Source organism: Ochrobactrum sp. Q0168 (assembly GCF_016427605.1).
GTDB lineage: Bacteria > Pseudomonadota > Alphaproteobacteria > Rhizobiales > Rhizobiaceae > Brucella.
Genome location: NZ_JAELXQ010000001.1, coordinates 654745 through 673717, shown reverse-complemented (window position 1 = coordinate 673717; position 18973 = coordinate 654745). Strand labels below are relative to the sequence as shown.

Sequence of the window (18973 nt, the reverse complement as noted above, 5' to 3'; positions counted from 1 at the left end):
ATTATGCATTCCCTTTGTTCTTGCGGTTCAGCGCTGCGACGTCGAGGACTTCCGGCTGCTGAGCTTCATGCTGATGGTTCGGACCTGCATAAACGCGCAGGTTCTTCATCTGGCGACGGCCGAGCGGACCACGCGGGATCATACGCTCAATAGCCTTCTCGAGAACGCGTTCGGGGAAACGGCCTTCGAGAATCTGGCGAGCAGTGCGCTCCTTGATGCCGCCCGGATGGCCGGTGTGCCAGTAATAAACCTTGTCGGTGTACTTCTTGCCGGTCAGAACAACCTTGTCGGCATTGATGATGATGACATTGTCGCCATCGTCAACATGCGGGGTGAAGGTTGCTTTGTGCTTGCCACGCAGGCGATTGGCGACGATGGTTGCGAGACGACCAACGACGAGACCTTCGGCGTCGATCAGTACCCACTTCTTCACCACTTCAGCCGGCTTCTGAGAAAAAGTTGCCATTGAAGTCTTCCTTAGACTAATCCCCGATCTTGTATCAGGGCTTTTTTTGTTGCTTGTGTTGGAGCTATCCAACCCGAACGGGCGTGCAAAAGATAGTTTTCGCGCGCTTCCGGCGGGTCGATACACAAACTCGGGCCCGCCGTCAAGTCCTGCTTTTGCGCGATGATTTTAAAAGATAAATGAAATCAATGGCTTGTATATTTGGTATTATAATACCGTATCTTTTTGCAGTTGTTTTAGCGAGGCGGGATTGAATAGGTCGCAGTTGCATGGGCTACCAGTTCCCCGTTCACGCCGTCGGTCAGGCTGATATCGAGGACAGCGAGGCGTTTTCCAAGTTTCAGAAGCCGCGCAATAGCTTCTACCGCACCGGGCGAGGGCTTGCGCAGGAAATTGATATTGAGATTGGTCGTCACCGCAAGCGCGACCGGCCCAATATGCGCCAGAATTGCCGAATAGGCCGCAACATCGGCCAGCGCGAAAAGCGCAGGACCGGAAACCGTGCCGCCGGGGCGCAAATGTTGCTCATCGGCGTGAAGGCGCATCGTGGCGGAGCCTTCATCGATCGCGACGATCTCGAAACTGTCACCAAGCTGCGGAAACTCGCGCTTCATGAAGGCGCGCAGGTCATCGATATCCATCACCGGTGCCAAGGTTGTGTGCCGTGCCATATTGATATTCATCCAATCCTCCCAATTTCTATAGGAATAGAAGCGTGGACCATCGTGTTGCAAGCGGCATCCGCTCGTGCAAACGATAAACACAGTCACGCAGTCGAGACAGGTGAGGAAAAAAATGAACAATCCGTCTGACGAACAGATTCGCCACATTCTCCAATCCGTCAAAACAATAGCGCTTCTTGGCGCCTCGCCGAAACCCGAGCGCCCCAGCAATGGCGTGGTGGAGTTTCTGCTTGCCAAGGGCTACCGCGTCATTCCGGTCAATCCGGGGCAGGTCGGCAAGGAAATCCATGGCCAGCGCGTTGTGGCGCGTCTATCCGATATCGAAGAGTCGGTCGATATGGTCGATGTATTTCGCGAGCCTTATTCGCTGCCGGGAATTGTCGATGAGGTCCTCGCCATGAAGCAGCGTCCGTCGGTTCTATGGACGCAGCTGGGTGTCGTTCATGAAGAAGCGGGCAAGCGTGCCGAAGAGGCTGGGCTGAACGTCGTCATGGATCGTTGTCCGGCGATAGAATATCCGCGCTTGATAGGATAAGCGTTTGAAGTCGAAATAAATTTTCGTGTTTTGCTTCCGCTCGAGAAATTCCTCCTTTGCTTTCTTTTTGGCAAAGCCTAACGTCCGCCTCGAAGAGTGGCATTCGTTATCAGGAGGAATAGATGTCCAAACGCTCACCCGGCATAGAAACACTGGCCGTTCACGCAGGCGCAAAGCCGGATCCAACGACCGGCGCACGTGCAACGCCGATCTATCAGACGACCTCTTTCGTGTTCGAAGACGCGGATCACGCCGCTGCCCTGTTCGGGCTACAGGCATTTGGCAATATCTATACGCGCATTACCAATCCGACGACAGCAGTGCTCGAAGAGCGCATCGCAGCGCTGGAAGGCGGCACTGCGGCCGTGGCAACGGCATCCGGGCATGCGGCGCAGTTACTCATTTTCCATACCCTGTTGCAGCCGGGCGATAATTTCGTCGCTGCGCGACAGCTCTACGGCGGCTCTATCAACCAGTTCGGTCAGTCCTTCAAGTCTTTTGGCTGGCAGGTGCGCTGGGCCGATGCCACCAACCCGACCGATTTTGCCAAGCAGATCGATGATAAGACGCGCGCGATCTTCATTGAAAGCTTTGCCAATCCGGGCGGCATCGTCGTGGATATCGAAGCGATTGCCGAAATCGCCCACAAGCATGGCTTGCCGCTGATCGTCGATAATACGTTGGCGTCTCCTTATCTCGTGCGCCCGATTGAGCATGGTGCGGATATCGTGGTGCATTCGCTGACCAAGTTCATTGGCGGCCATGGCAATTCCATGGGCGGTATTCTCATCGACGGTGGAACCTTCGACTGGGCAAAGTCGGGCAATTACCCGCTTCTGACCGAACCGCGCCCGGATTATGCCGGTCTGGAATTACACAAGACCTTCGGCAATATCTCCTTTGCGATTGCGGCACGTGTTCTTGGGCTTCGCGACTTCGGTCCGGCAATTTCGCCATTTAATGCGTTCCAGATTCTGACCGGTGTGGAAACGTTGCCGCTGCGCATGCAACGCCATAGTGACAATGCCCAGAAGGTTGCAACCTGGCTGCATGGCCACGAGAAAGTGTCCTGGGTGAACTATGCCGGGCTGCCGCATGATAAATATCACGCGCTTCAGCAGAAATATTCGCCGAAGGGTGCGGGCTCGGTCTTCACCTTCGGCCTCAAGGGTGGCTACGATGCAGGTGTGAAATTTGTGGACAGCCTGGACCTGTTCTCTCTGCTGGCTAATATCGGCGATACCCGCTCGCTGGTGATCCATCCGGCTTCCACCACGCATCGCCAGCTAAGCGATGAGCAGAAAGTGGCGGCTGGCGCCGGTCCAGACGTTGTGCGTCTTTCTATCGGCATCGAGGATGCCGACGATATCATCGCCGATATCGAACAGGCTCTGGCCAAGGTCTGATTGGATGAGTCGGTTTCTCGACTTCGATTTGACAGGCATTGAACCGGAAGAGGGCGCTCCCTTGCCGGAGCGCGTTCTTTCCGGTGATCCCAAATTCCGGACATGGAATCTGGAAGAAAACGCCGAGAGCACGCTTTTTGCCGGCATTTGGGAAAGTACACCCGGCAAATGGCGGATCGAATATGACGAATGGGAGTTCTGTCACATCCTCTCCGGTCGCTCGATTGTGAGCGAGGACGGCGGATTGAGCCGGGAAGTCAAGGCGGGCGACAGTTTCGTTATCCGGCCCGGTTTCAAGGGCAGTTGGGACGTGTTGGAAACCACCCGCAAGGAATATGTGATCAAGTTCTGACCAAAGAAAAGGCTGCGAAATTCGCAGCCTTTTTGGTTCTCGATCTATCGCGGCTCATAGCCTCTTCTAATATAAGCGCGCGGCCTATCGCCTCCCGAAGGCGGCCTTACATCCGGGCGCGGTTGCGATGGGCGCTCGGCCTGCGGAGGTCGAGGTCTTTCGCCCTGCGGCGGGCGCGGACGGTCTGGTCTGTTGTAGTTTGGGCGACGATCCCGATCACGATAACGGTAATCGCGGTAGCGTGAATCCCGATAATAACGCGGGTAATTCCGATAGCGACTGCTGTCATAGACTACGCCGGTGCCGATATAGCTGCCCTGCACATAATAAGGATCGTAATAGCCGCCACCGCTTCCATAGTAGCCTTCGGACACGCACCCAGAGAGCGTTAGTCCCGATATGCCTATGCCAACGGCGATCAGAAGTGATTTTAATGACATGGCCTTCGCTCCTTCAAAGCTCGAACGCTGTGCATCGTTGAATGTTGCATCATTTGCCAAACATTCTTTCAACCAAGATTATGCAGAACCAGCAACAAGCGGCAAAATCACTAAAGATTACGGTGTGATAGCTGAGATTGCTATCTCGCGGCTTATGAACAGCGGCGGCAAGAATAGAAAATTCGCAATCGTAACTCAGGTCCGGAAAACAAACGGCCGCCCCTGAGGGCGGCTTTGTTATCCGATAGCTAGTGATGCGTCTAGCTTCAGGGTTTACTTAGCACCCGAAATTGTAGTGCCGATTTCTGTAAACTTGTCCTTGATCGTGGTGCCAAGGCTGGTGAAAGCGGCGATAATGATCGTTGCCATCAATGCTGCGATCAGCGCGTATTCGATAGCGGTTGCGCCGGATTCGTTTTTGCGAAAACGCGAGAAAAGCTTGGACATGTGTTGCTCCTGAGACTCTGCTTTTATTAGCTGGTCGTCTTGACCTGGGGGCAAATTACACGGGCAATTCTTTTTGCGCTCTTAAGTTGCATGGTAAACAGAAGCTAAGTGCCCTGTATGCTTAATAAATTGCTGAAATGACGCTTTGAACGCAAGTATCAGGGCTGGGAGATCATTTCCGCAGCGCAAGGATTGAGCAAACAAAAACCCCGCCTAAGCGGGGTTTATTTTCGTTGGTAGAGCAGTGTTTACTTCGGGAGCTGCGCGCCGGCCTGCTTCACGGCGTCCGCCATGGTCTGGCACAGCTTTTCTTCGGAAACATTCTGCGCCTTTGCGCTGGTGGCGATATCCTGTTCCATGCCCATGGCGGAAACTTTGCCCTGCTTACCGGTCTCTTCCGCAGCTTCAGCCTTGGAGGTGTCGGCTGGAGGAGGGATCATTCCAAGCAGCTTGTTCTGGATTTCAATGGCTGCGCCATCAGTATAGCCCTTGTCCTTGCAATAGGTCAGGACACCAAGCTGATTGCGGGCGGCATTATAGGCCATTTCCATCTGTTCGGGCGTAGCTTGTGCCAAGGCAGCGGTAAGATTTGCCCCGAGAAAAAGACCGGTCAAAGAATTGCGAAAGACATTACGCATTATATTTCCTCTCCGTGTTTCAAATACACGGCGAGATAATGCGATTTTTCAAACTGAGAAAATTCAAGAAAGATTAATTAGTGAAATGGAATATAATAGAACTAATTTCTTTTAATTTTTAAGTTAGCGTCATATTTGCACGTTAACCCATGTCTTCGGCTGTCTCTTGAGTGTGTGGGCGATATTTCTTGGCGTAGAAACGCTTCCGATTTCCTCAGGAGTCCTGCGCAGCTAATGAGAGTTCGCCAGTTGAGAGGGCACCGGATTCGGTCATTTTGGAAAAAAGGCCGAAACTATACGAATTGGCAAATTTTGCGCTTGCGCTTGGCGCGCGAATTGCCTAAACGGCTCTCACGCGACTGACAAATCAGTCGGGCGATTAGCTCAGTTGGTAGAGCGCTTCGTTTACACCGAAGATGTCGGGAGTTCGAGTCTCTCATCGCCCACCATTTACCCCCTTGAAATTAAAATCTTATATTTTGGATGCGTTCATTGAACAATTTCAAGGGGAACATTAGGTCGCCTATTCCAACTCACCTGCTCAGGTCAAGAATTCTCGCCGGAGAATCTCCGGCGAGCATTGTGGTTATCCGCGAATGAAAGCAAGCAGATCAGCGTTGATCACATCTGCATTGACCGTGAGCATTCCGTGCGAAAAGCCGGGATAGATAATTAATTTGCTGTTTTGCAGCAGCTTGTCCTGCAGAATAGACGCGCATTTATAAGGAACGACCTGATCATCGTCGCCTTGCAAGACGAGCGTTGGAACCGTTATAGCCTTCAGATCTTCTGTCTGATCCGTTTCTGAAAACGCTTTGATCCCTTCATAATGTGCCTTGGCGCTTCCCATCATGCCCTGCCGCCACCAGTTATCGATAACGCCTTGCAATGGCTTTGCGCCCGGACGATTAAATCCATAAAAAGGACCAGAGGGCACATCGATAAAAAACTGCGCCCGATTGGCGGCAAGCGCTGAACGAAAACCATCGAACACTTCGATAGGTGTTCCATCGGGGTTGTTGGCCGTCTTAACCATCAGAGGTGGGACAGAACTGACCAGAACCGCCTTAGCGACCCGGCCCTGCGGTTGACCAAACTTTGCCACATAGCGTGCGACCTGTCCGCCGCCTGTCGAGTGGCCAATATGAACGGCGTTGCGAAGATCGAGATGTTCCGCAACTGCTGACGCGTCGGCAGCGTAATGATCCATATCATGACCATCGCTAACCTGACTCGAACGGCCATGTCCTCGCCGGTCGTGCGCGACAACACGAAAGCCTTCCTTGAGGAAGAACAGCATCTGATTGTCCCAGTCGTCCGCACTGAGCGGCCAGCCATGATGGAAATGTATGGGCTGCGCGTCCTTCGGCCCCCAATCCTTGTAGAAGATTTCAGTTCCGTCCTGTGTCTGAATAAATGCCATCGCGGTTTCTCCTTGAGAATCCCAATGATTTGGGAGGCTATCCCGCATGGCAAATAGAGCTAGCGACGGTAGTGACAAGGACCAGTGAGAAAAGGAACACCACGGTCCGGTCGCATATCTTCCAAGACAATGGCGTGAAGCCTGACTACAGCGCATTGTCGGGGCGTCCGAGCAAAGCCGATCGGTCGCCCCTATGTATCGAAATGGCTAATGAAGTCCGCCGACGCCAAGATATTCCTCGACAGCATTATGATCGTCGGATAGTTCCTTGGACGTGCCCGACCAGGCAATGCGGCCACGCTCCAGAATGATGACATGATCCGCAAAATCGAGCGCGCTCTGTATGCGCTGTTCGACGAGCAGGATCGTCATGTCGCCTTTTTGCGCCAGCGTCGAGAATGCTGCCATCAGCTCTTCGCAAATGACCGGTGCAAGCCCTTCAAGCGGTTCATCCAGTAGCAGCACCGTCGGCTTGCCGAGAATACTGCGTGCCGTCGACAGCATCTGCTGTTCGCCGCCGGAAAGCTGTGAGCCGAGATTGCGCCGCCGCTCCTTCAAGCGTGGGAACATTGCGTAGGCTTCCTCAAGCGCGTCCTTTGGACGTTTCTTCAAGCCCACAAATAGATTTTCTTCCACGGTGAGGGTCGGGAAAACATCGCGTGTCTGGGGCACATAGCCAAGACCGGCAAGCGCACGGGCAGCTGATGGTAGCGTTGTAATATTCTGGCCGCCCAACAGAATTTCGCCGCCATAGCGACGGGTCTGTCCTGCAATGGTTGCGAATAGGCTGGTCTTACCGACGCCGTTGCGCCCCAATATGGCCAGCCGTGAGCCGGGTTTGGCTTTGAACGACACGTCCTCAATGACCCGCGTAGGGCCATAGCCGGAAGAGAGGTTGCGGATTTCAAGTGAGGCTGCACTCATTGCGCATAGCTCCCCAGATAGGCTTCACGAACGCGCTTATCCTGCACGACATCTTGCGGCAGTCCGTCGAAAATGACAGTTCCCGCGGCCAGAACGACCACACGTTTTGCGAAGCGGAAAACCAGATCCATGTCGTGCTCGATCATGAGGACGGCCAGATCGGCGGGCAGACGGTCGAGCGCTTCTTCGATGCGTCCTGTATCGCTTTGCGGCACACCGGCAGCGGGTTCATCCAGCAGAAGCACCTTTGGACGCAACGCCAATGCCAGCGCGATTTCCAGCAGTCGTTGCTGGCCATAAGCGATCTCGCTCACCCGCAGCTGGCTGAGCGGCAACAAGCCGAGTGTATCGAGAATATCGCGCACCTCATCCATCACGCCCGGCATTTTATGGTAATCGCCGAGAATGCGGCCCGTCTTGCCCTCGCGCTGCAGGATCGCAAGCGCGACGTGTTCTTCCGGCGTCATGTCGAAGAAGAGCCGCGTGACCTGGAACGAGCGCACCAGACCGCGCCGCACGCGCTGCATGGCGTTGAGCTTCGAGACATTCTCGCCGCCGAGAGTCACTGTGCCAGAGGTGGCTGGAAGGTTGCCGGTCACGAGATTGACGAATGTGGTCTTGCCTGCGCCGTTAGGTCCGATGAGGGCAACGCGGTCGCCCTTGGCCATGCTGAGCGAAACGTCGTTTGTGACCGCCAGACCGCCGAAATTCTTGCGCAGTTTTGAAACTTCAAACACGGTGCTCATGCGTTGCGCGCCTTCCGCTTCTCGAAATAATGGACGGCGGTGCCGTAGAGACCGCGCGGGGCGAACAGCACCACGAGGATCAGCAATGCGCCAACCATGGTAAGCCAGTGAAACGGATTGGCCGCAGAAACCAGATCTTCAAACCACATGAAGACGACGGTGCCGATCAGGCCGCCAAACAACGTACCCGTGCCGCCCAGAACCAGCATGACGAGCGCTTCCGCCGACATGGTGAAGCTGAGGCTGTCGAGACCCACGACCTGCGTGGAAATGGCGTTGAGCGCGCCGCCGATACCGGCAATGGCACCAGAAATGACATACATGCGAAGCTGCGCCGAATGAACCGACGCGCCCATGGCATGAATACGGATCGGGTCTTCCTTCACGCCGCGGCAGAGCATCCCGAAAGGCGAACGCACGACATAGCGCAGGAAAATGAAGGATACGAGCAGCAGGATGACGCCGTAAATATAGACGGTGTGCCCATAGAGGTCGAATTCGAAGACGCCTAAGATCGGATCCGGCGAAATGCCGCTCAGGCCGTCGCTGCCGCCGGTCCAGTTGGACGCCTTGTTGGCGGCTTCATGGAAAAGATGCACAACGGCAATCGACAGAACGAGCTGCGCCAATCCGTGTGCGCGCAAGATGACGACGCCTGAAACCAGCCCCGTGACGGCGCCAGCGACGAGACCGATCAGCGTCATGAGGAGCGGATCGGTCACGCCGAAATGCGCTGCGGCAATGCCCGCGCCATAGGCTCCCGCGCCGAATAATGCAGCATGGCCAAGCGTTGCGATGCCGCAATAGCCGGTGACGAGATCAAGCGAGAGTACGAGAAGCGCAATCGCAATGATGCGGGTCAGCAGCGCCAGATTATCGGGAAACAGGAACCAGCCGATAACGCTGGCCACGATGATGGCGATGACTCCGATCAGGCTTGCGTAGGAATTGCGGCTTTGGGGAAGAGTTTGCGACATGTCGGTCATTTCTTGGCCAACCTTCCGGCAAGACCGCGTGGAAACAGGGTAACGATCACGATCACCGCCAGATAGAAGAAGAATTCGCCATATTCTGGCGCGAGATAGCGCCCCGTCGTATCGATGGCTCCAAGCAGGAGGCAGGCGATGAGTGCGCCAGGAATGGAACCAGCGCCGCCGACAGACACGACCACGAGAAACGTCACCATATAGCGCAGCGCGTAATAGGGTTCGACCGGCAGCAGTTCTGCGCCGACGACGCCGCCAAATGCGGCAAGGCCGATGGCGAGTGCAAAGCTGACCGCGTAGACGATTTCGGTTCGAACGCCGAGCGCGGCAGCCATATTTGCATTATCGACAGCAGCGCGCAGCTTCACGCCGAAGGCGGTGCGCTCGACGATATACCAGAGACCAGCGGCAACGGCGAGGCCGCAGCCAATGGCGAAAACGCGATGCTTGGCGATAGAACGGAAGCCGAGATCAATCGAGCCGCGCAGCATTTCCGGCAGCGGAATGGTTTTGAGCGTCGGGCCGAAAATATAGTTTGTCAGGCCGATGATGCAGAATGTGATGCCGATGGTCATCAGAACCTGCGTCAGCTCCGGCGCGCCATAAACGCGCCGATAGAGCAGGCGTTCCACGGGCACCGCGATGATCATCGTGCCGATAACGGCGATGATAATGGCAAAACCGTAGTTTAGACCAAGCTGGTGCGCGGCATAAGAAGCAAAGTAACCGCCGATCATCGCAAAGGCGCCATGCGCCAGATTGACAACGCGCATCAGGCCCATGGTGACGGAAAGGCCGATGGAGATGACGAAAAGCACCATGCCATAGGCGAGGGCATCGACAGCAATGCTGAGCACAGTCTGCATTGAGTAATCCTAGTGGAGCATATCCGGCAAAAATGCGTAGCGGTTTTGCGTAGGATAATGCGTAAAACAAATAGATAGAGCGGTTCCACGATTCCGTTTTAACCGGAACCGCTCTAGATTGATTCTTTCACCCGACGGCGGAGAGAAAGTCGCTCCCGGAACGATCCGGGAGCGCAAGTACCTCATATTCCTTGGAATATAAGGCGGGCTGAATCGCGAAGCAGGTGAATTACTTGGCCTTGAGGCCTGGATCGCCCTGCTTCTCGAAGGTCTGGATTTCCTTGTTGTAGTAGGTGCCGTCTTCCGCCTTGGCGACTTCACGTAGATAGATATTCTGCGTCAGGTGACGGCTTTCCGGGTCGATGGAAACCGGGCCGCGCGGGCTGACCCATTCCATGCCTTTAACGGCTTCCACAGCCTTTTCCGCATCCTTCTTGCCGCCGGTTGCTTCGATCATCTTGTAGATCACATGCATGCCGTCATAGGCGCTGACAGACGGGAAGGACAATTCGGCTGTATTGCCGATGGCCTTGCCTGCTTCTTCAACGAACTTCTTGTTTTCCGGAGAATCGTGCGAAATCGCGTAATGGAAGGTGGTCAGCACGCCGAGTGCTGTTTCGCCGAGGGCGGGAAGATCGGATTCCTGCGTCAGGTCGCCCGGCGCAAAAAGCTGTACGCCGCCATTTTTCAGTCCGTTATCGACATAGGCTTTCATGAAACCGAGCGTGGTGGGACCAGACGGTAGGAAGGCGAAAACGCCCTGCGCACCGGAATCCTTGATGCGCTGCATGATCGGGCTGAAATCATTGGTGGCAAGCGGCATGCGAATGGCTTCGACCACTTCGCCGCCAGCGTCGGTGAACGCGGCCTTGAAGGCATTTTCAGCATCGACGCCAGGACCGTAGTCGCTCACGACAGAGATGACCCTCTTCACGCCCTTGTCGATTGCCACTTTGGCGATAGGCGTGGAGGTCTGCCAAGTCGTGAACGATGTGCGCACCACATAGGGGCTCTTGGTCACGATTGCGGACGTGGCGGCGTTCATCACCACCATCGGCACATTGCCTTGCTTCAGGATCGGCGTGACGGCCATGGCGTCAGGCGTGAAATAGAAGCCTGCCAGATATTGCACGCCTTCCTTGACGACCAGCTCTTGCGCCAGTGCCTTCGATTGAGCTGGATCGGCCTGCGGTACGTCGCGATAGACGACTTCCACCGTGTTATCGCCGACCTTATTGCCGTGTTCGGCCATATAGGCGTCGATACCGGCCTTGAAATTCTTGCCCTGAATGGCAAACGGTCCCGAGAACGGGCCGATAACGCCAACCTTGACCGCATCGGCATAAGCCGCGGATGCAGTGAGCGACAAAACCGCCAATGCGGTGAGTGCCAATTTCTTCATAGTCTCCTCCCAGTTGCCCACCATTCCCGCACCTGACCGTCGCAGCGCCACAGGGAATGACCTTTCTAAAGAGCGCGTTCCGACCGGATGGTATCCGCTCGGTCCGTCTCGGCTTTTGCTCTGACGCATATCCTTTCGGAAAGCCGTTTTACGCCTTTCAGGATACGCAATAGAATGTCGATCTGATTGTTTATGTAAAATGATATTGTTGGTCGAAATCATAACTGATTGGTTATAGAAATGTCCAACCGAGAAATGAATCAACGCCGTTGCGCACAGACTTTCTTGGGAGGATTTGAGTCAGATATATCCTCGCGTTCAAGCCTGATGCGTATTGATAAGCATGAGGGCGCGCTATGGAGGTGCAGAGGGCGCGCCGGATGTCAGATTGCTTATATTTAGAACGGCAATCCTACATAGTTTTCCGCCAGTGCGGTCGATGCCGCATGGGAATGGCTGATATAGTCCAGCTCCGCTTCCTGCACCTTCTGATCAAAGGCTTCCATGTCCGGGAAGCGGTGCAGCATCTTCGTCATCGACCACGAAAAGCGTTCCGCTTTCCAGATTCGCGCCAATGCTTTCGCTGAATAGGCATCGACACCCGCTCGGGAATTTTCGAGATAGAACTCGCGCAGGCCCTCAAAGAGATAGTGGACGTCGCTGGCTGCCAGATTGAGGCCCTTGGCACCCGTTGGCGGCACGATATGGGCGGCATCGCCGACGAGAAACAGTTTTCCGAAGCGCATCGGCTCAGCGACGAAGGAGCGAAGCGGGGCGATGGATTTCTCGAATGAAGGGCCTGTCACCAAGGATCCGGCGTGATTTTCGGGGAGGCGCCGGCGCAATTCATCATAAAAGCGGTCGTCGCTCCAGTCCTCGACCTTTTCATCCAGCGAGCACTGGAGATAATAGCGGCTGCGGGTTTCCGACCGCATCGAGCACAATGCAAAGCCGCGTTCGTGATTGGCATAGATCAGTTCATGATCGACCGGCGGGATATCCGCCAGAATGCCAAGCCATCCAAACGGATAGACTTTTTCGAAAGCGGTGATGGCCTTTTCCGGCACCGACTTGCGGCTCACACCGTGATAACCGTCGCAACCGGCTATGAAATCGCAGTCGATCCGATGCGTGACGCCATCCTTTTCGTAGGTGACGTAAGGCATCGCGCCGTCAAAATCATGCGGTGTGACATTCGCGGCTTCATAAATGCCGACCGTGCCGGATTTGTGCCGGTCATCCATCAGGTCTTGCGTCAGTTCCGTCTGACCATAGACGGTCACGCGCTTGCCGGTCAGTGCATGAAGATCGATGCGATGATTACGTCCGTCGAAGGCGAGAGAGAAGCCGTCATGCGGCAGGCCTTCGCGATGCAGGCGTTCGGCGGCGCCAGCTTCTTCCATCAGGCGAACAGTACCTTCTTCCAGCACGCCGGCGCGAACACGGCCAAGAATATAGCTTTCGCTGGCGCGGTCGAGAATGACATTATCGATACCGGCGCGCGTCAGGAGCTGTCCGAGCAGAAGACCCGACGGACCCGAACCGATAATGGCGACTTTGGTGCGCATGATTTCCTCCCAACGCAACGAATGCCCTTTATTCTTTGAAACCACCGCAGACTGGCAATGGATTCTTGCTGCAATAAATTGTACAAATCGAACACAGTTGAAGAGGAAGAATGATGCGCATTGATGTTCCTACCTACGAGCTATACGGGGAGGGAACCGACAAAAAGCCGGATTTCTGGCTGCATTGCGAAACGCTTTACTCGCGATCCAGCCTGCATCAGTTTGAAATCGAGCTGCATCGTCACGAGAATTTCTTTCAATTCCTGTACATTCAGGGCGGCGCGGGCAATGCCAGTTTCAATGGCGTGGTTCACAGTTTTCGCACGCCATGCGCTATTCTTGTGCCACCCGGATTCAATCACGGGTTTTCATTCTCGCGCGATATTACCGGCCATATTATTACGGTTCTGCGCCCACAGATGCCCTTTGTCAGCGACCGTCCGGGGAGCGCCTTTGCGGCCTGGCTGAACGGGCCGCGCCTTGTTGGGATGGAGGAGGCTTCAGCGGAAGATTGCGCGCTGGCTGCTCTGACAGTCGATCGCATTCAAATGGAGTTTCATTCCAGAAAGCCATATAAAAACAGTATATTGGAATCCATGCTCAAGACGATGATTGTTCTCGTCTCACGTCCGGCATTGAGCGAGCTACAAGCTGAAAACGGGCGCGCGGCTTATAGCGACGCACGCGTGGAAAAACTTCTGGAACTGATCGACCGTCATTATCGGGAACATCGTCCGGTGGCCTTTTATGCCGATATTCTGGGCCTGTCGCCCACCCATCTCAACCGGCTGGTGCGAAGGCTGACGGGAGAAACGACACAACATATGATTGCGCATAAGCTGATCGACACGGCCAAGCGCGACCTCGTCGCAATGCCTTCTTCGGTGCAGCACATCGCTTATTCGCTGGGCTTTTCCGACCCGGCCTATTTCTCGCGGTTCTTCCAGAACTTCACCGGAGAAACACCTCGCAGCTTCCGCTTGCGCGAACGTGCGCGGCTTGCGGAAACGGTTCATGCCGACTGACTTGGACTTTTGAGACAGGTGCGGCCGTATGCTCTCATGACGAGACGCAGACCAAAGCTTTTTGAGACTTTAGATCTGCATCTCGTCTGTTTATTTAAGCAAGGTCAGCAGGCAGCACATCGGCTGGGATGTTCTGATAGCTGACGGGGCGCAGGAAGCGGCGGATGGACATGGTTCCGACGCTGGTTGCACCGAAATTGGTGCTGGCCGGGTAAGGGCCGCCATGAACCATCGAATCGACCACTTCCACGCCGGTCGGGAAACCGTTGGCCAATACACGTCCAGCCTTGCGCTCCAGAACCGGCAGAAGCTTGCGGGCTGCGGCAGTGTCGTCCTTGTCCATATGCAAGGTTGCCGTCAGCTGGCCCTCAAAGCCCTTGGCCAGATGCACCATGTCATCAACCGACTTAACGCGCACGACAACGCCGAGCGGGCCGAACACTTCCTCACCGATGGTATGATCGCCGAGGAAGGCTTCACCGGTGGTCTCATAGAGATTGGGCGAAGCTTCGCGGCCCTTGCTTTCGGTGGTCAGCACCGGCTTGACGGAGTTGCGGCTGTCGAAATGCGCCTTGCCGTCCTGATAGGCCTTGGCAATACCATCGGTCAGCATGACCTGCGGCCCGACCTTTTCCAGAGCGCGGCGCGTGGACTGCACAAAACTGTCGGCGTCCGAACCGTCGATAACCACGGCGATGCCGGGATTGGTGCAGAACTGACCGGCGCCCATGGTCAAAGACCCGGCCCAGCCTTCGCCGAGCGACGTCGCGCGTGCCTTCATGGCTTCCGGCAGCAGGAACATCGGATTGACCGAGCCAAGCTCGCCGAAGAAAGGAATCGGTTCGGGGCGCTGAGCGCACAGATTGAACAGAGCGCGGCCACCGCCAAGCGAACCGGTAAAGCCGACAGCCTTGATAAGCGGATGCGTGACCAGCACTTCGCCGACCTTGCGGTCGCCGCCCTGAATGAGACTGAATACGCCCTTCGGCATGCCGGTCTTGATGATGGCGGCTTGAATGGCGTCGGCGACGATTTCGCCGGTTCCCGGATGCGCCGAGTGGCCTTTCACAACGACCGGGCAGCCTGCGGCGAGCGCCGCTGCGGTGTCGCCGCCAGCGGTCGAGAAAGCGAGCGGAAAGTTGGAAGCACCGAAAACGGCAACCGGGCCGATCGGGCGCTGCATCAGGCGGATTTCCGGGCGTGGTGCAGGCTTGCGGTCGGGCAGGGCCTCATCGACGCGACGGTCGAGATAGTCAGCCTTGCGGATATGGCTGGCAAAAAGGCGCAGCTGGCCGGTGGTGCGTCCGCGCTCGCCTTCAAGGCGTCCCCCTGGCAAGCCGGTTTCCTGCGTGCCGATTTCGGTGATGGCGGCAGCGCGCGCTTCGATTTCGTCGGCGATGGCTTCGAGGAAGAGGGCACGTTCTTCGCGGCTTGTATATCCATAAGTCCAGAAGGCGTCTTCTGCCGCTTCGCAGGCGCGCGCCACGAGAGCAGGCGTGCCGACTGCGAATTCATGCGATGGACCCGTTGCCGGTGTCGAGGCAAAAGTCGTCTCCCCCGCAACCCACTCGCCAGCTATCAGGTGTTGTCCATGGGGTGTCCAGCTCATCTCAATTCCTTTCCATCTGCTTTTGCAGCAGCCAGTCTATCGCAACTCGATCTTGATATTATCCCGATCCGTTTTCTGCACGCCTTGGCGGCTAAAAGGATGGGACAGGCATAGATACATTGAATAGAGAGAATTGTCGCGTAACACCACAGTTACATTCTTCCTGACGCCTATCTGTGCGGGATTTGGAATCGCACAATGCGGAGAGCGGGCGGATAATCCGAAACAGCAGGTGATTCATCGCGCTGGTCGTCTTTTTTGTGGCGGCAGCAGGAGAATGTGGATAACAGGATGTCTTTGAAAAAGCCGGGAAAACTGGCATTTTGAAAGAAAGACGAAAATTCTTTTGCTTTCTTTCGAGCACTTGCTTGACAGTTGTGAGCGAACCCCTTAAACGACCGCTCACACCGACGGAAACGCCGGTGGTGACCGAAGCCTACGGGCTTTAAAAAATGCGCGGGTGTAGCTCAGTTGGTTAGAGTGCCGGCCTGTCACGCCGGAGGTCGCGGGTTCGAGCCCCGTCACTCGCGCCACTTTCCTTCAACACAATAAGATATAATGTTGAACTGAAAGTGGCGCTCCACGCCTCCTCATTGACTTCCCCTGTCGTACTTCATATCGGGCTAGCGTTTGCGTATTGCTGCGCCTTGGGCCTATTCTCGCGACGTGTTTTCGGGGTGTTTTGCACAGCTCGTGAATGAATTGCAGAATATCGTAATTCTTCTCCGAACATGCGCTTGACACTTGTGTGCGAACCCCTTAAACGACCGCTCACACCGACGGAAACGCCGGTGGTGACCGAAGCCTACGGGCTTTAAAAAATGCGCGGGTGTAGCTCAGTTGGTTAGAGTGCCGGCCTGTCACGCCGGAGGTCGCGGGTTCGAGCCCCGTCACTCGCGCCACTTTCCTTCAACAAAATTAAATGCACTGTTGAACCGAAAGTGGCGCTCCACGCCATTTGCCAAACTTCCTCACAGAGATGACAAAAGACACTGCGCAGACGGATTTGACCTGTCGGCAGGTTCAAATGCTTGAGAAAGCGTTCTTCTATCGGGAGAATTGTTTCCAGGAGAGATAGGCGACCGAGAGAACGATCACGCCGATCACCAGAAGGTCGCCGCCGGCGAGCAGAAAATGCTGCATATGTGACCTCCTTTCGATTCCGGTTCCAAACAATACTCTCATGATAAAGTGTGCGGCGGCGATCTGAAGGCATGGCTTGGCGCACTGAAACGCTGCCGGACCATTTCCATTCTCCACATTGCCGTCCGCACGAAACAAATTTTGCGCATGTCACGCATGGCTTTTTTCGGACGAGGCGCTTGCTATGTTGGGGAGGGAGCTCGATTGTCGTGCGTCGCGCTTATATTCATCGCAAGTTCTGCGGCGCGGAAAAGGGCATGTAAGCGCGCTTTATTTATATATGCGTTGATTCTCTTTGCTGTTGTCAGCGAGAATGCATCATGAGACAGTGCCTCACAAAATTATGATCTTACAAGCGCCAGGACGGGGCTGAACGGGTTCAGCCGGGTTATTCGGGCCTGAGGCGACGCCTTATTAAGCATCTCGGCCCGTCTATGCCCATCTGAAGGCGCTGGAGGGGTTGCGCTTCAACGCGGGCTGCGCTAACCGTCCCCGCGAAAGCGCTTAGTTCGCACGGCATGCCTTTTGAAGCTGCTTGGGGCGACGAGGTTGCAACAGATGCAATGTGTCGCATGGCCGTGGGCTTCAAAAAGCTTATGACAGGCGGCGCAGCCTCGTATTCAAGCCGGATAAAGGATCATGAACGAGCTTTTAAGTTCCTATTTGCCGATTGTCATCTTTCTCGGCATCGCAATGGTAATCGGTGTAGCCCTTCTGGTTGCGCCGTTCCTCGTCGCATATAGACAGCCGGACCCGGAAAAGCTTTCGGCTTACGAGTGCGGCTTCAATGCCTTCGATGACGCCCGTATGAAATTCGACATTCGTTTCTATCTCGTGTCGATTCTCTTCATCATCTTCGATCTGGAAGTTGCCTTCCTGTTTCCGTGGGCTGTGTCCTTCGGTTCCATCGGCTGGTTCGGCTTTGCATCGATGATGGTGTTCCTTGGCGTCCTGACCATCGGCTTCATCTATGAATGGAAGAAAGGAGCGCTGGAATGGGATTGACCACAGCCAACACCACACTCGTGGCTCCGCAGCCGAAGGGCATTCTTGACCCGCGTACGGGCAAGCCTGTCGGCTCCGACGATGCTTTCTTCAACGATCTGAACAGCGAACTGTCCGACAAGGGCTTCATCGTCACATCCGCTGACGCTCTGATCACCTGGGCGCGCACCGGTTCACTGATGTGGATGACCTTCGGTCTCGCATGCTGCGCCGTGGAAATGATGCATATTTCCATGCCGCGCTATGACGCCGAACGCTTCGGTATCGCGCCGCGCGCGTCTCCGCGTCAGTCCGACGTGATGATCGTTGCAGGCACGCTGACCAACAAGATGGCGCCCGCTCTGCGCAAGGTCTACGACCAGATGCCAGAGCCGCGCTATGTGATCTCGATGGGTTCCTGCGCCAATGGCGGCGGCTACTACCACTATTCCTATTCGGTGGTTCGTGGCTGCGATCGCGTGGTTCCGGTCGATATCTATGTGCCAGGCTGCCCGCCGACTGCAGAAGCACTGCTTTACGGCATTCTTCTTCTCCAGAAGAAGATCCGCCGCACGGGTACGATCGAGCGTTAATCCGGTCCCTGGACCGGTTTGCGCCATACAGGTTTTGTTAGGGTTCGACTGACACCGCCGCGTGGGATTTCTCCCAAAAGTCTCCCAAGGCAAGTGCAGTGTGAGTTCTAAATAAGGAACTTAGGGAAATGAGCGAAGAAGCTCTCGGTGAACTTTCCGGCTACATCAAGGAACGCCTCGGCGATGCAATCGAAGAGGCGAAGCTGGCCTATGGCGAGCTGACGCTTTGCGTACCCGTGACGAGCCTTATCAGCGTTCTGACCTTCCTGCGTGACGATGTGCAGTGCCAGTTCGTCAATCTGACGGACATTTCCGGTGTTGACTATCCGCAGCGCGCCAATCGCTTTGATGTGGTCTATCAGCTGATGTCTCCGCGTCAGAACCAGCGCATCCGCGTCAAGGTTCAGGCCGATGAAGACACGCTGGTTCCGTCGGCGGTTTCGGTATTCGTTGGCGCCGAATGGTACGAACGCGAAACCTACGACATGTATGGTGTGCTGTTCTCCGGTCATCCGGATCTGCGTCGCCTTCTGACCGACTACGGTTTCGAAGGCCATCCGCTGCGCAAGGATTTCCCGCTGACCGGCTTTGTGGAAGTGCGTTACAGCGACGAGTTGAAGCGCGTCATCTATGAACCTGTCGAACTGCGTCAGGAATTCCGCAATTTCGATTTTCTCTCGCCATGGGAAGGGACGGATTACGTCCTGCCGGGCGATGAGAAGGCAAAGACGAACTGA

The 18973-nt window shown here is 55.5% G+C and carries 21 protein-coding genes and 3 tRNA genes; 11 read left to right on the top strand and 13 right to left on the bottom strand.

Annotated features, from left to right (window positions below):
• Position 1: 1 nt before the first annotated feature.
• Both rplM and JAU75_RS03240 read right to left on the bottom strand, forming a co-directional pair.
• A complete protein-coding gene (gene rplM / locus JAU75_RS03245; RefSeq protein ID WP_078340528.1) occupies positions 2–466 on the bottom strand; it encodes a 50S ribosomal protein L13 in 465 nt (154 codons plus the stop codon).
• 236 nt (positions 467–702) lie between these two features.
• Positions 703–1149: a PaaI family thioesterase gene (locus tag JAU75_RS03240; protein ID WP_199054521.1), complete on the bottom strand. Its 447-nt coding sequence runs from the start codon at positions 1147–1149 to the stop codon at positions 703–705.
• A gap of 112 nt (positions 1150–1261) precedes the next feature.
• On the opposite strand from JAU75_RS03240, the gene JAU75_RS03235 reads away from it, so the two are divergent.
• The 3 genes from JAU75_RS03235 to JAU75_RS03225 all read left to right on the top strand — a co-directional run bounded on the left by JAU75_RS03235 (position 1262) and on the right by JAU75_RS03225 (position 3442).
• Positions 1262–1684 (top strand): CoA-binding protein, encoded by a 423-nt coding sequence (locus tag JAU75_RS03235; RefSeq protein ID WP_199054519.1) that lies wholly within the window; start codon positions 1262–1264, stop codon positions 1682–1684.
• 122 nt (positions 1685–1806) lie between these two features.
• Positions 1807–3090: an O-acetylhomoserine aminocarboxypropyltransferase gene (locus JAU75_RS03230; protein WP_199054517.1), complete on the top strand. Its 1284-nt coding sequence runs from the start codon at positions 1807–1809 to the stop codon at positions 3088–3090.
• A gap of 4 nt (positions 3091–3094) precedes the next feature.
• A complete protein-coding gene (locus tag JAU75_RS03225) occupies positions 3095–3442 on the top strand; it encodes a cupin domain-containing protein (RefSeq protein ID WP_199054515.1) in 348 nt (115 codons plus the stop codon).
• A gap of 44 nt (positions 3443–3486) precedes the next feature.
• Here JAU75_RS03225 and JAU75_RS23995 read toward each other — a convergent pair whose 3' ends face one another.
• Complete coding sequence (locus tag JAU75_RS23995) at positions 3487–3882, bottom strand: hypothetical protein (RefSeq protein WP_247880361.1); 396 nt, start codon at positions 3880–3882, stop codon at positions 3487–3489.
• Between JAU75_RS23995 and JAU75_RS03215 the strand changes: the two genes are divergently transcribed.
• Positions 3848–4108: a hypothetical protein gene (locus JAU75_RS03215; RefSeq protein ID WP_199054513.1), complete on the top strand. Its 261-nt coding sequence runs from the start codon at positions 3848–3850 to the stop codon at positions 4106–4108. The two genes, JAU75_RS23995 and JAU75_RS03215, sit on opposite strands and share 35 nt — an antisense overlap.
• Positions 4109–4155: 47 nt before the next feature.
• Here the strand turns inward: JAU75_RS03215 and JAU75_RS03210 are convergent, their stop codons facing one another.
• On the bottom strand, positions 4156–4329 hold the full coding sequence (locus JAU75_RS03210) for a Flp family type IVb pilin (RefSeq protein ID WP_199054512.1): 174 nt from the start codon (positions 4327–4329) through the stop codon (positions 4156–4158).
• A gap of 248 nt (positions 4330–4577) precedes the next feature.
• The gene (locus tag JAU75_RS03205) at positions 4578–4967 is read right to left on the bottom strand and encodes a pore-forming ESAT-6 family protein (RefSeq protein WP_199054510.1); all 390 of its coding nucleotides are present in this window, start codon (positions 4965–4967) and stop codon (positions 4578–4580) included.
• 373 nt (positions 4968–5340) lie between these two features.
• Here JAU75_RS03205 and JAU75_RS03200 point away from each other — a divergent pair.
• Positions 5341–5416 (top strand) — tRNA-Val (locus JAU75_RS03200).
• A gap of 137 nt (positions 5417–5553) precedes the next feature.
• Here the strand turns inward: JAU75_RS03200 and JAU75_RS03195 are convergent.
• From JAU75_RS03195 to pobA, 7 genes are all read right to left on the bottom strand, one after another.
• A complete protein-coding gene (locus JAU75_RS03195; RefSeq protein ID WP_199054914.1) occupies positions 5554–6390 on the bottom strand; it encodes an alpha/beta fold hydrolase in 837 nt (278 codons plus the stop codon).
• Positions 6391–6597: 207 nt separating this feature from the next.
• Positions 6598–7314, bottom strand: a complete 717-nt coding sequence (locus JAU75_RS03190; protein WP_199054508.1) for an ABC transporter ATP-binding protein — start codon at positions 7312–7314, stop codon at positions 6598–6600.
• A complete protein-coding gene (locus JAU75_RS03185) occupies positions 7311–8060 on the bottom strand; it encodes an ABC transporter ATP-binding protein (RefSeq protein ID WP_199054506.1) in 750 nt (249 codons plus the stop codon). The genes JAU75_RS03190 and JAU75_RS03185 overlap by 4 nt, the downstream gene beginning before the upstream one ends.
• On the bottom strand, positions 8057–9046 hold the full coding sequence (locus tag JAU75_RS03180) for a branched-chain amino acid ABC transporter permease (RefSeq protein WP_199054504.1): 990 nt from the start codon (positions 9044–9046) through the stop codon (positions 8057–8059). The genes JAU75_RS03185 and JAU75_RS03180 overlap by 4 nt, the downstream gene beginning before the upstream one ends.
• Entirely contained in the window at positions 9043–9912 is an 870-nt protein-coding gene (locus tag JAU75_RS03175) for a branched-chain amino acid ABC transporter permease (protein ID WP_199054502.1), read from the bottom strand. The genes JAU75_RS03180 and JAU75_RS03175 overlap by 4 nt, the downstream gene beginning before the upstream one ends.
• A 229-nt stretch (positions 9913–10141) precedes the next feature.
• Positions 10142–11314, bottom strand: a complete 1173-nt coding sequence (locus tag JAU75_RS03170) for an ABC transporter substrate-binding protein (RefSeq protein WP_199054500.1) — start codon at positions 11312–11314, stop codon at positions 10142–10144.
• Positions 11315–11712: 398 nt separating this feature from the next.
• Entirely contained in the window at positions 11713–12882 is a 1170-nt protein-coding gene (gene pobA, locus JAU75_RS03165; RefSeq protein WP_199054498.1) for a 4-hydroxybenzoate 3-monooxygenase, read from the bottom strand.
• 113 nt (positions 12883–12995) lie between these two features.
• Between pobA and JAU75_RS03160 the strand changes: the two genes are divergently transcribed.
• Positions 12996–13907, top strand: a complete 912-nt coding sequence (locus tag JAU75_RS03160; protein WP_199054913.1) for a helix-turn-helix domain-containing protein — start codon at positions 12996–12998, stop codon at positions 13905–13907.
• A gap of 94 nt (positions 13908–14001) precedes the next feature.
• On the opposite strand, the gene JAU75_RS03155 is transcribed toward JAU75_RS03160, so the two are convergent.
• Positions 14002–15516, bottom strand: coding sequence for an aldehyde dehydrogenase (NADP(+)) (locus tag JAU75_RS03155; RefSeq protein ID WP_199054496.1), 1515 nt, complete (start codon positions 15514–15516; stop codon positions 14002–14004).
• Between the two features lie 456 nt (positions 15517–15972).
• Between JAU75_RS03155 and JAU75_RS03150 the strand changes: the two genes are divergently transcribed.
• The 5 genes from JAU75_RS03150 (at position 15973) to JAU75_RS03130 (ending at position 18973) form a co-directional block, all read left to right on the top strand.
• A tRNA-Asp gene (locus tag JAU75_RS03150) sits at positions 15973–16049 on the top strand.
• Positions 16050–16341: 292 nt separating this feature from the next.
• Positions 16342–16418 (top strand) — tRNA-Asp (locus JAU75_RS03145).
• A gap of 880 nt (positions 16419–17298) precedes the next feature.
• Complete coding sequence (locus tag JAU75_RS03140; protein ID WP_182520273.1) at positions 17299–17664, top strand: NADH-quinone oxidoreductase subunit A; 366 nt, start codon at positions 17299–17301, stop codon at positions 17662–17664.
• On the top strand, positions 17655–18236 hold the full coding sequence (locus JAU75_RS03135) for an NADH-quinone oxidoreductase subunit B family protein (RefSeq protein ID WP_078338423.1): 582 nt from the start codon (positions 17655–17657) through the stop codon (positions 18234–18236). The genes JAU75_RS03140 and JAU75_RS03135 overlap by 10 nt, the downstream gene beginning before the upstream one ends.
• Before the next feature lie 128 nt (positions 18237–18364).
• Complete coding sequence (locus tag JAU75_RS03130; protein WP_199054494.1) at positions 18365–18973, top strand: NADH-quinone oxidoreductase subunit C; 609 nt, start codon at positions 18365–18367, stop codon at positions 18971–18973.

Coding starts and splice junctions, on each gene's coding strand:
- JAU75_RS03235 (WP_199054519.1), top strand. CDS start 1,262: ATGAACAATCCGTCTGACGAACAGATTCGCCACATTCTCCAATCCGTC.
- JAU75_RS03185 (WP_199054506.1), bottom strand. CDS start 8,060: ATGAGCACCGTGTTTGAAGTTTCAAAACTGCGCAAGAATTTCGGCGGT.
- JAU75_RS03240 (WP_199054521.1), bottom strand. CDS start 1,149: ATGAATATCAATATGGCACGGCACACAACCTTGGCACCGGTGATGGAT.
- JAU75_RS03130 (WP_199054494.1), top strand. CDS start 18,365: ATGAGCGAAGAAGCTCTCGGTGAACTTTCCGGCTACATCAAGGAACGC.
- JAU75_RS03170 (WP_199054500.1), bottom strand. CDS start 11,314: ATGAAGAAATTGGCACTCACCGCATTGGCGGTTTTGTCGCTCACTGCA.
- JAU75_RS03160 (WP_199054913.1), top strand. CDS start 12,996: ATGCGCATTGATGTTCCTACCTACGAGCTATACGGGGAGGGAACCGAC.
- rplM (WP_078340528.1), bottom strand. CDS start 466: ATGGCAACTTTTTCTCAGAAGCCGGCTGAAGTGGTGAAGAAGTGGGTA.
- JAU75_RS03195 (WP_199054914.1), bottom strand. CDS start 6,390: ATGGCATTTATTCAGACACAGGACGGAACTGAAATCTTCTACAAGGAT.
- JAU75_RS03225 (WP_199054515.1), top strand. CDS start 3,095: ATGAGTCGGTTTCTCGACTTCGATTTGACAGGCATTGAACCGGAAGAG.
- JAU75_RS23995 (WP_247880361.1), bottom strand. CDS start 3,882: ATGTCATTAAAATCACTTCTGATCGCCGTTGGCATAGGCATATCGGGA.
- JAU75_RS03140 (WP_182520273.1), top strand. CDS start 17,299: ATGAACGAGCTTTTAAGTTCCTATTTGCCGATTGTCATCTTTCTCGGC.
- JAU75_RS03155 (WP_199054496.1), bottom strand. CDS start 15,516: ATGAGCTGGACACCCCATGGACAACACCTGATAGCTGGCGAGTGGGTT.
- JAU75_RS03190 (WP_199054508.1), bottom strand. CDS start 7,314: ATGAGTGCAGCCTCACTTGAAATCCGCAACCTCTCTTCCGGCTATGGC.
- JAU75_RS03230 (WP_199054517.1), top strand. CDS start 1,807: ATGTCCAAACGCTCACCCGGCATAGAAACACTGGCCGTTCACGCAGGC.
- JAU75_RS03180 (WP_199054504.1), bottom strand. CDS start 9,046: ATGACCGACATGTCGCAAACTCTTCCCCAAAGCCGCAATTCCTACGCA.
- JAU75_RS03215 (WP_199054513.1), top strand. CDS start 3,848: ATGCCAACGGCGATCAGAAGTGATTTTAATGACATGGCCTTCGCTCCT.
- JAU75_RS03210 (WP_199054512.1), bottom strand. CDS start 4,329: ATGTCCAAGCTTTTCTCGCGTTTTCGCAAAAACGAATCCGGCGCAACC.
- JAU75_RS03135 (WP_078338423.1), top strand. CDS start 17,655: ATGGGATTGACCACAGCCAACACCACACTCGTGGCTCCGCAGCCGAAG.
- pobA (WP_199054498.1), bottom strand. CDS start 12,882: ATGCGCACCAAAGTCGCCATTATCGGTTCGGGTCCGTCGGGTCTTCTG.
- JAU75_RS03175 (WP_199054502.1), bottom strand. CDS start 9,912: ATGCAGACTGTGCTCAGCATTGCTGTCGATGCCCTCGCCTATGGCATG.
- JAU75_RS03205 (WP_199054510.1), bottom strand. CDS start 4,967: ATGCGTAATGTCTTTCGCAATTCTTTGACCGGTCTTTTTCTCGGGGCA.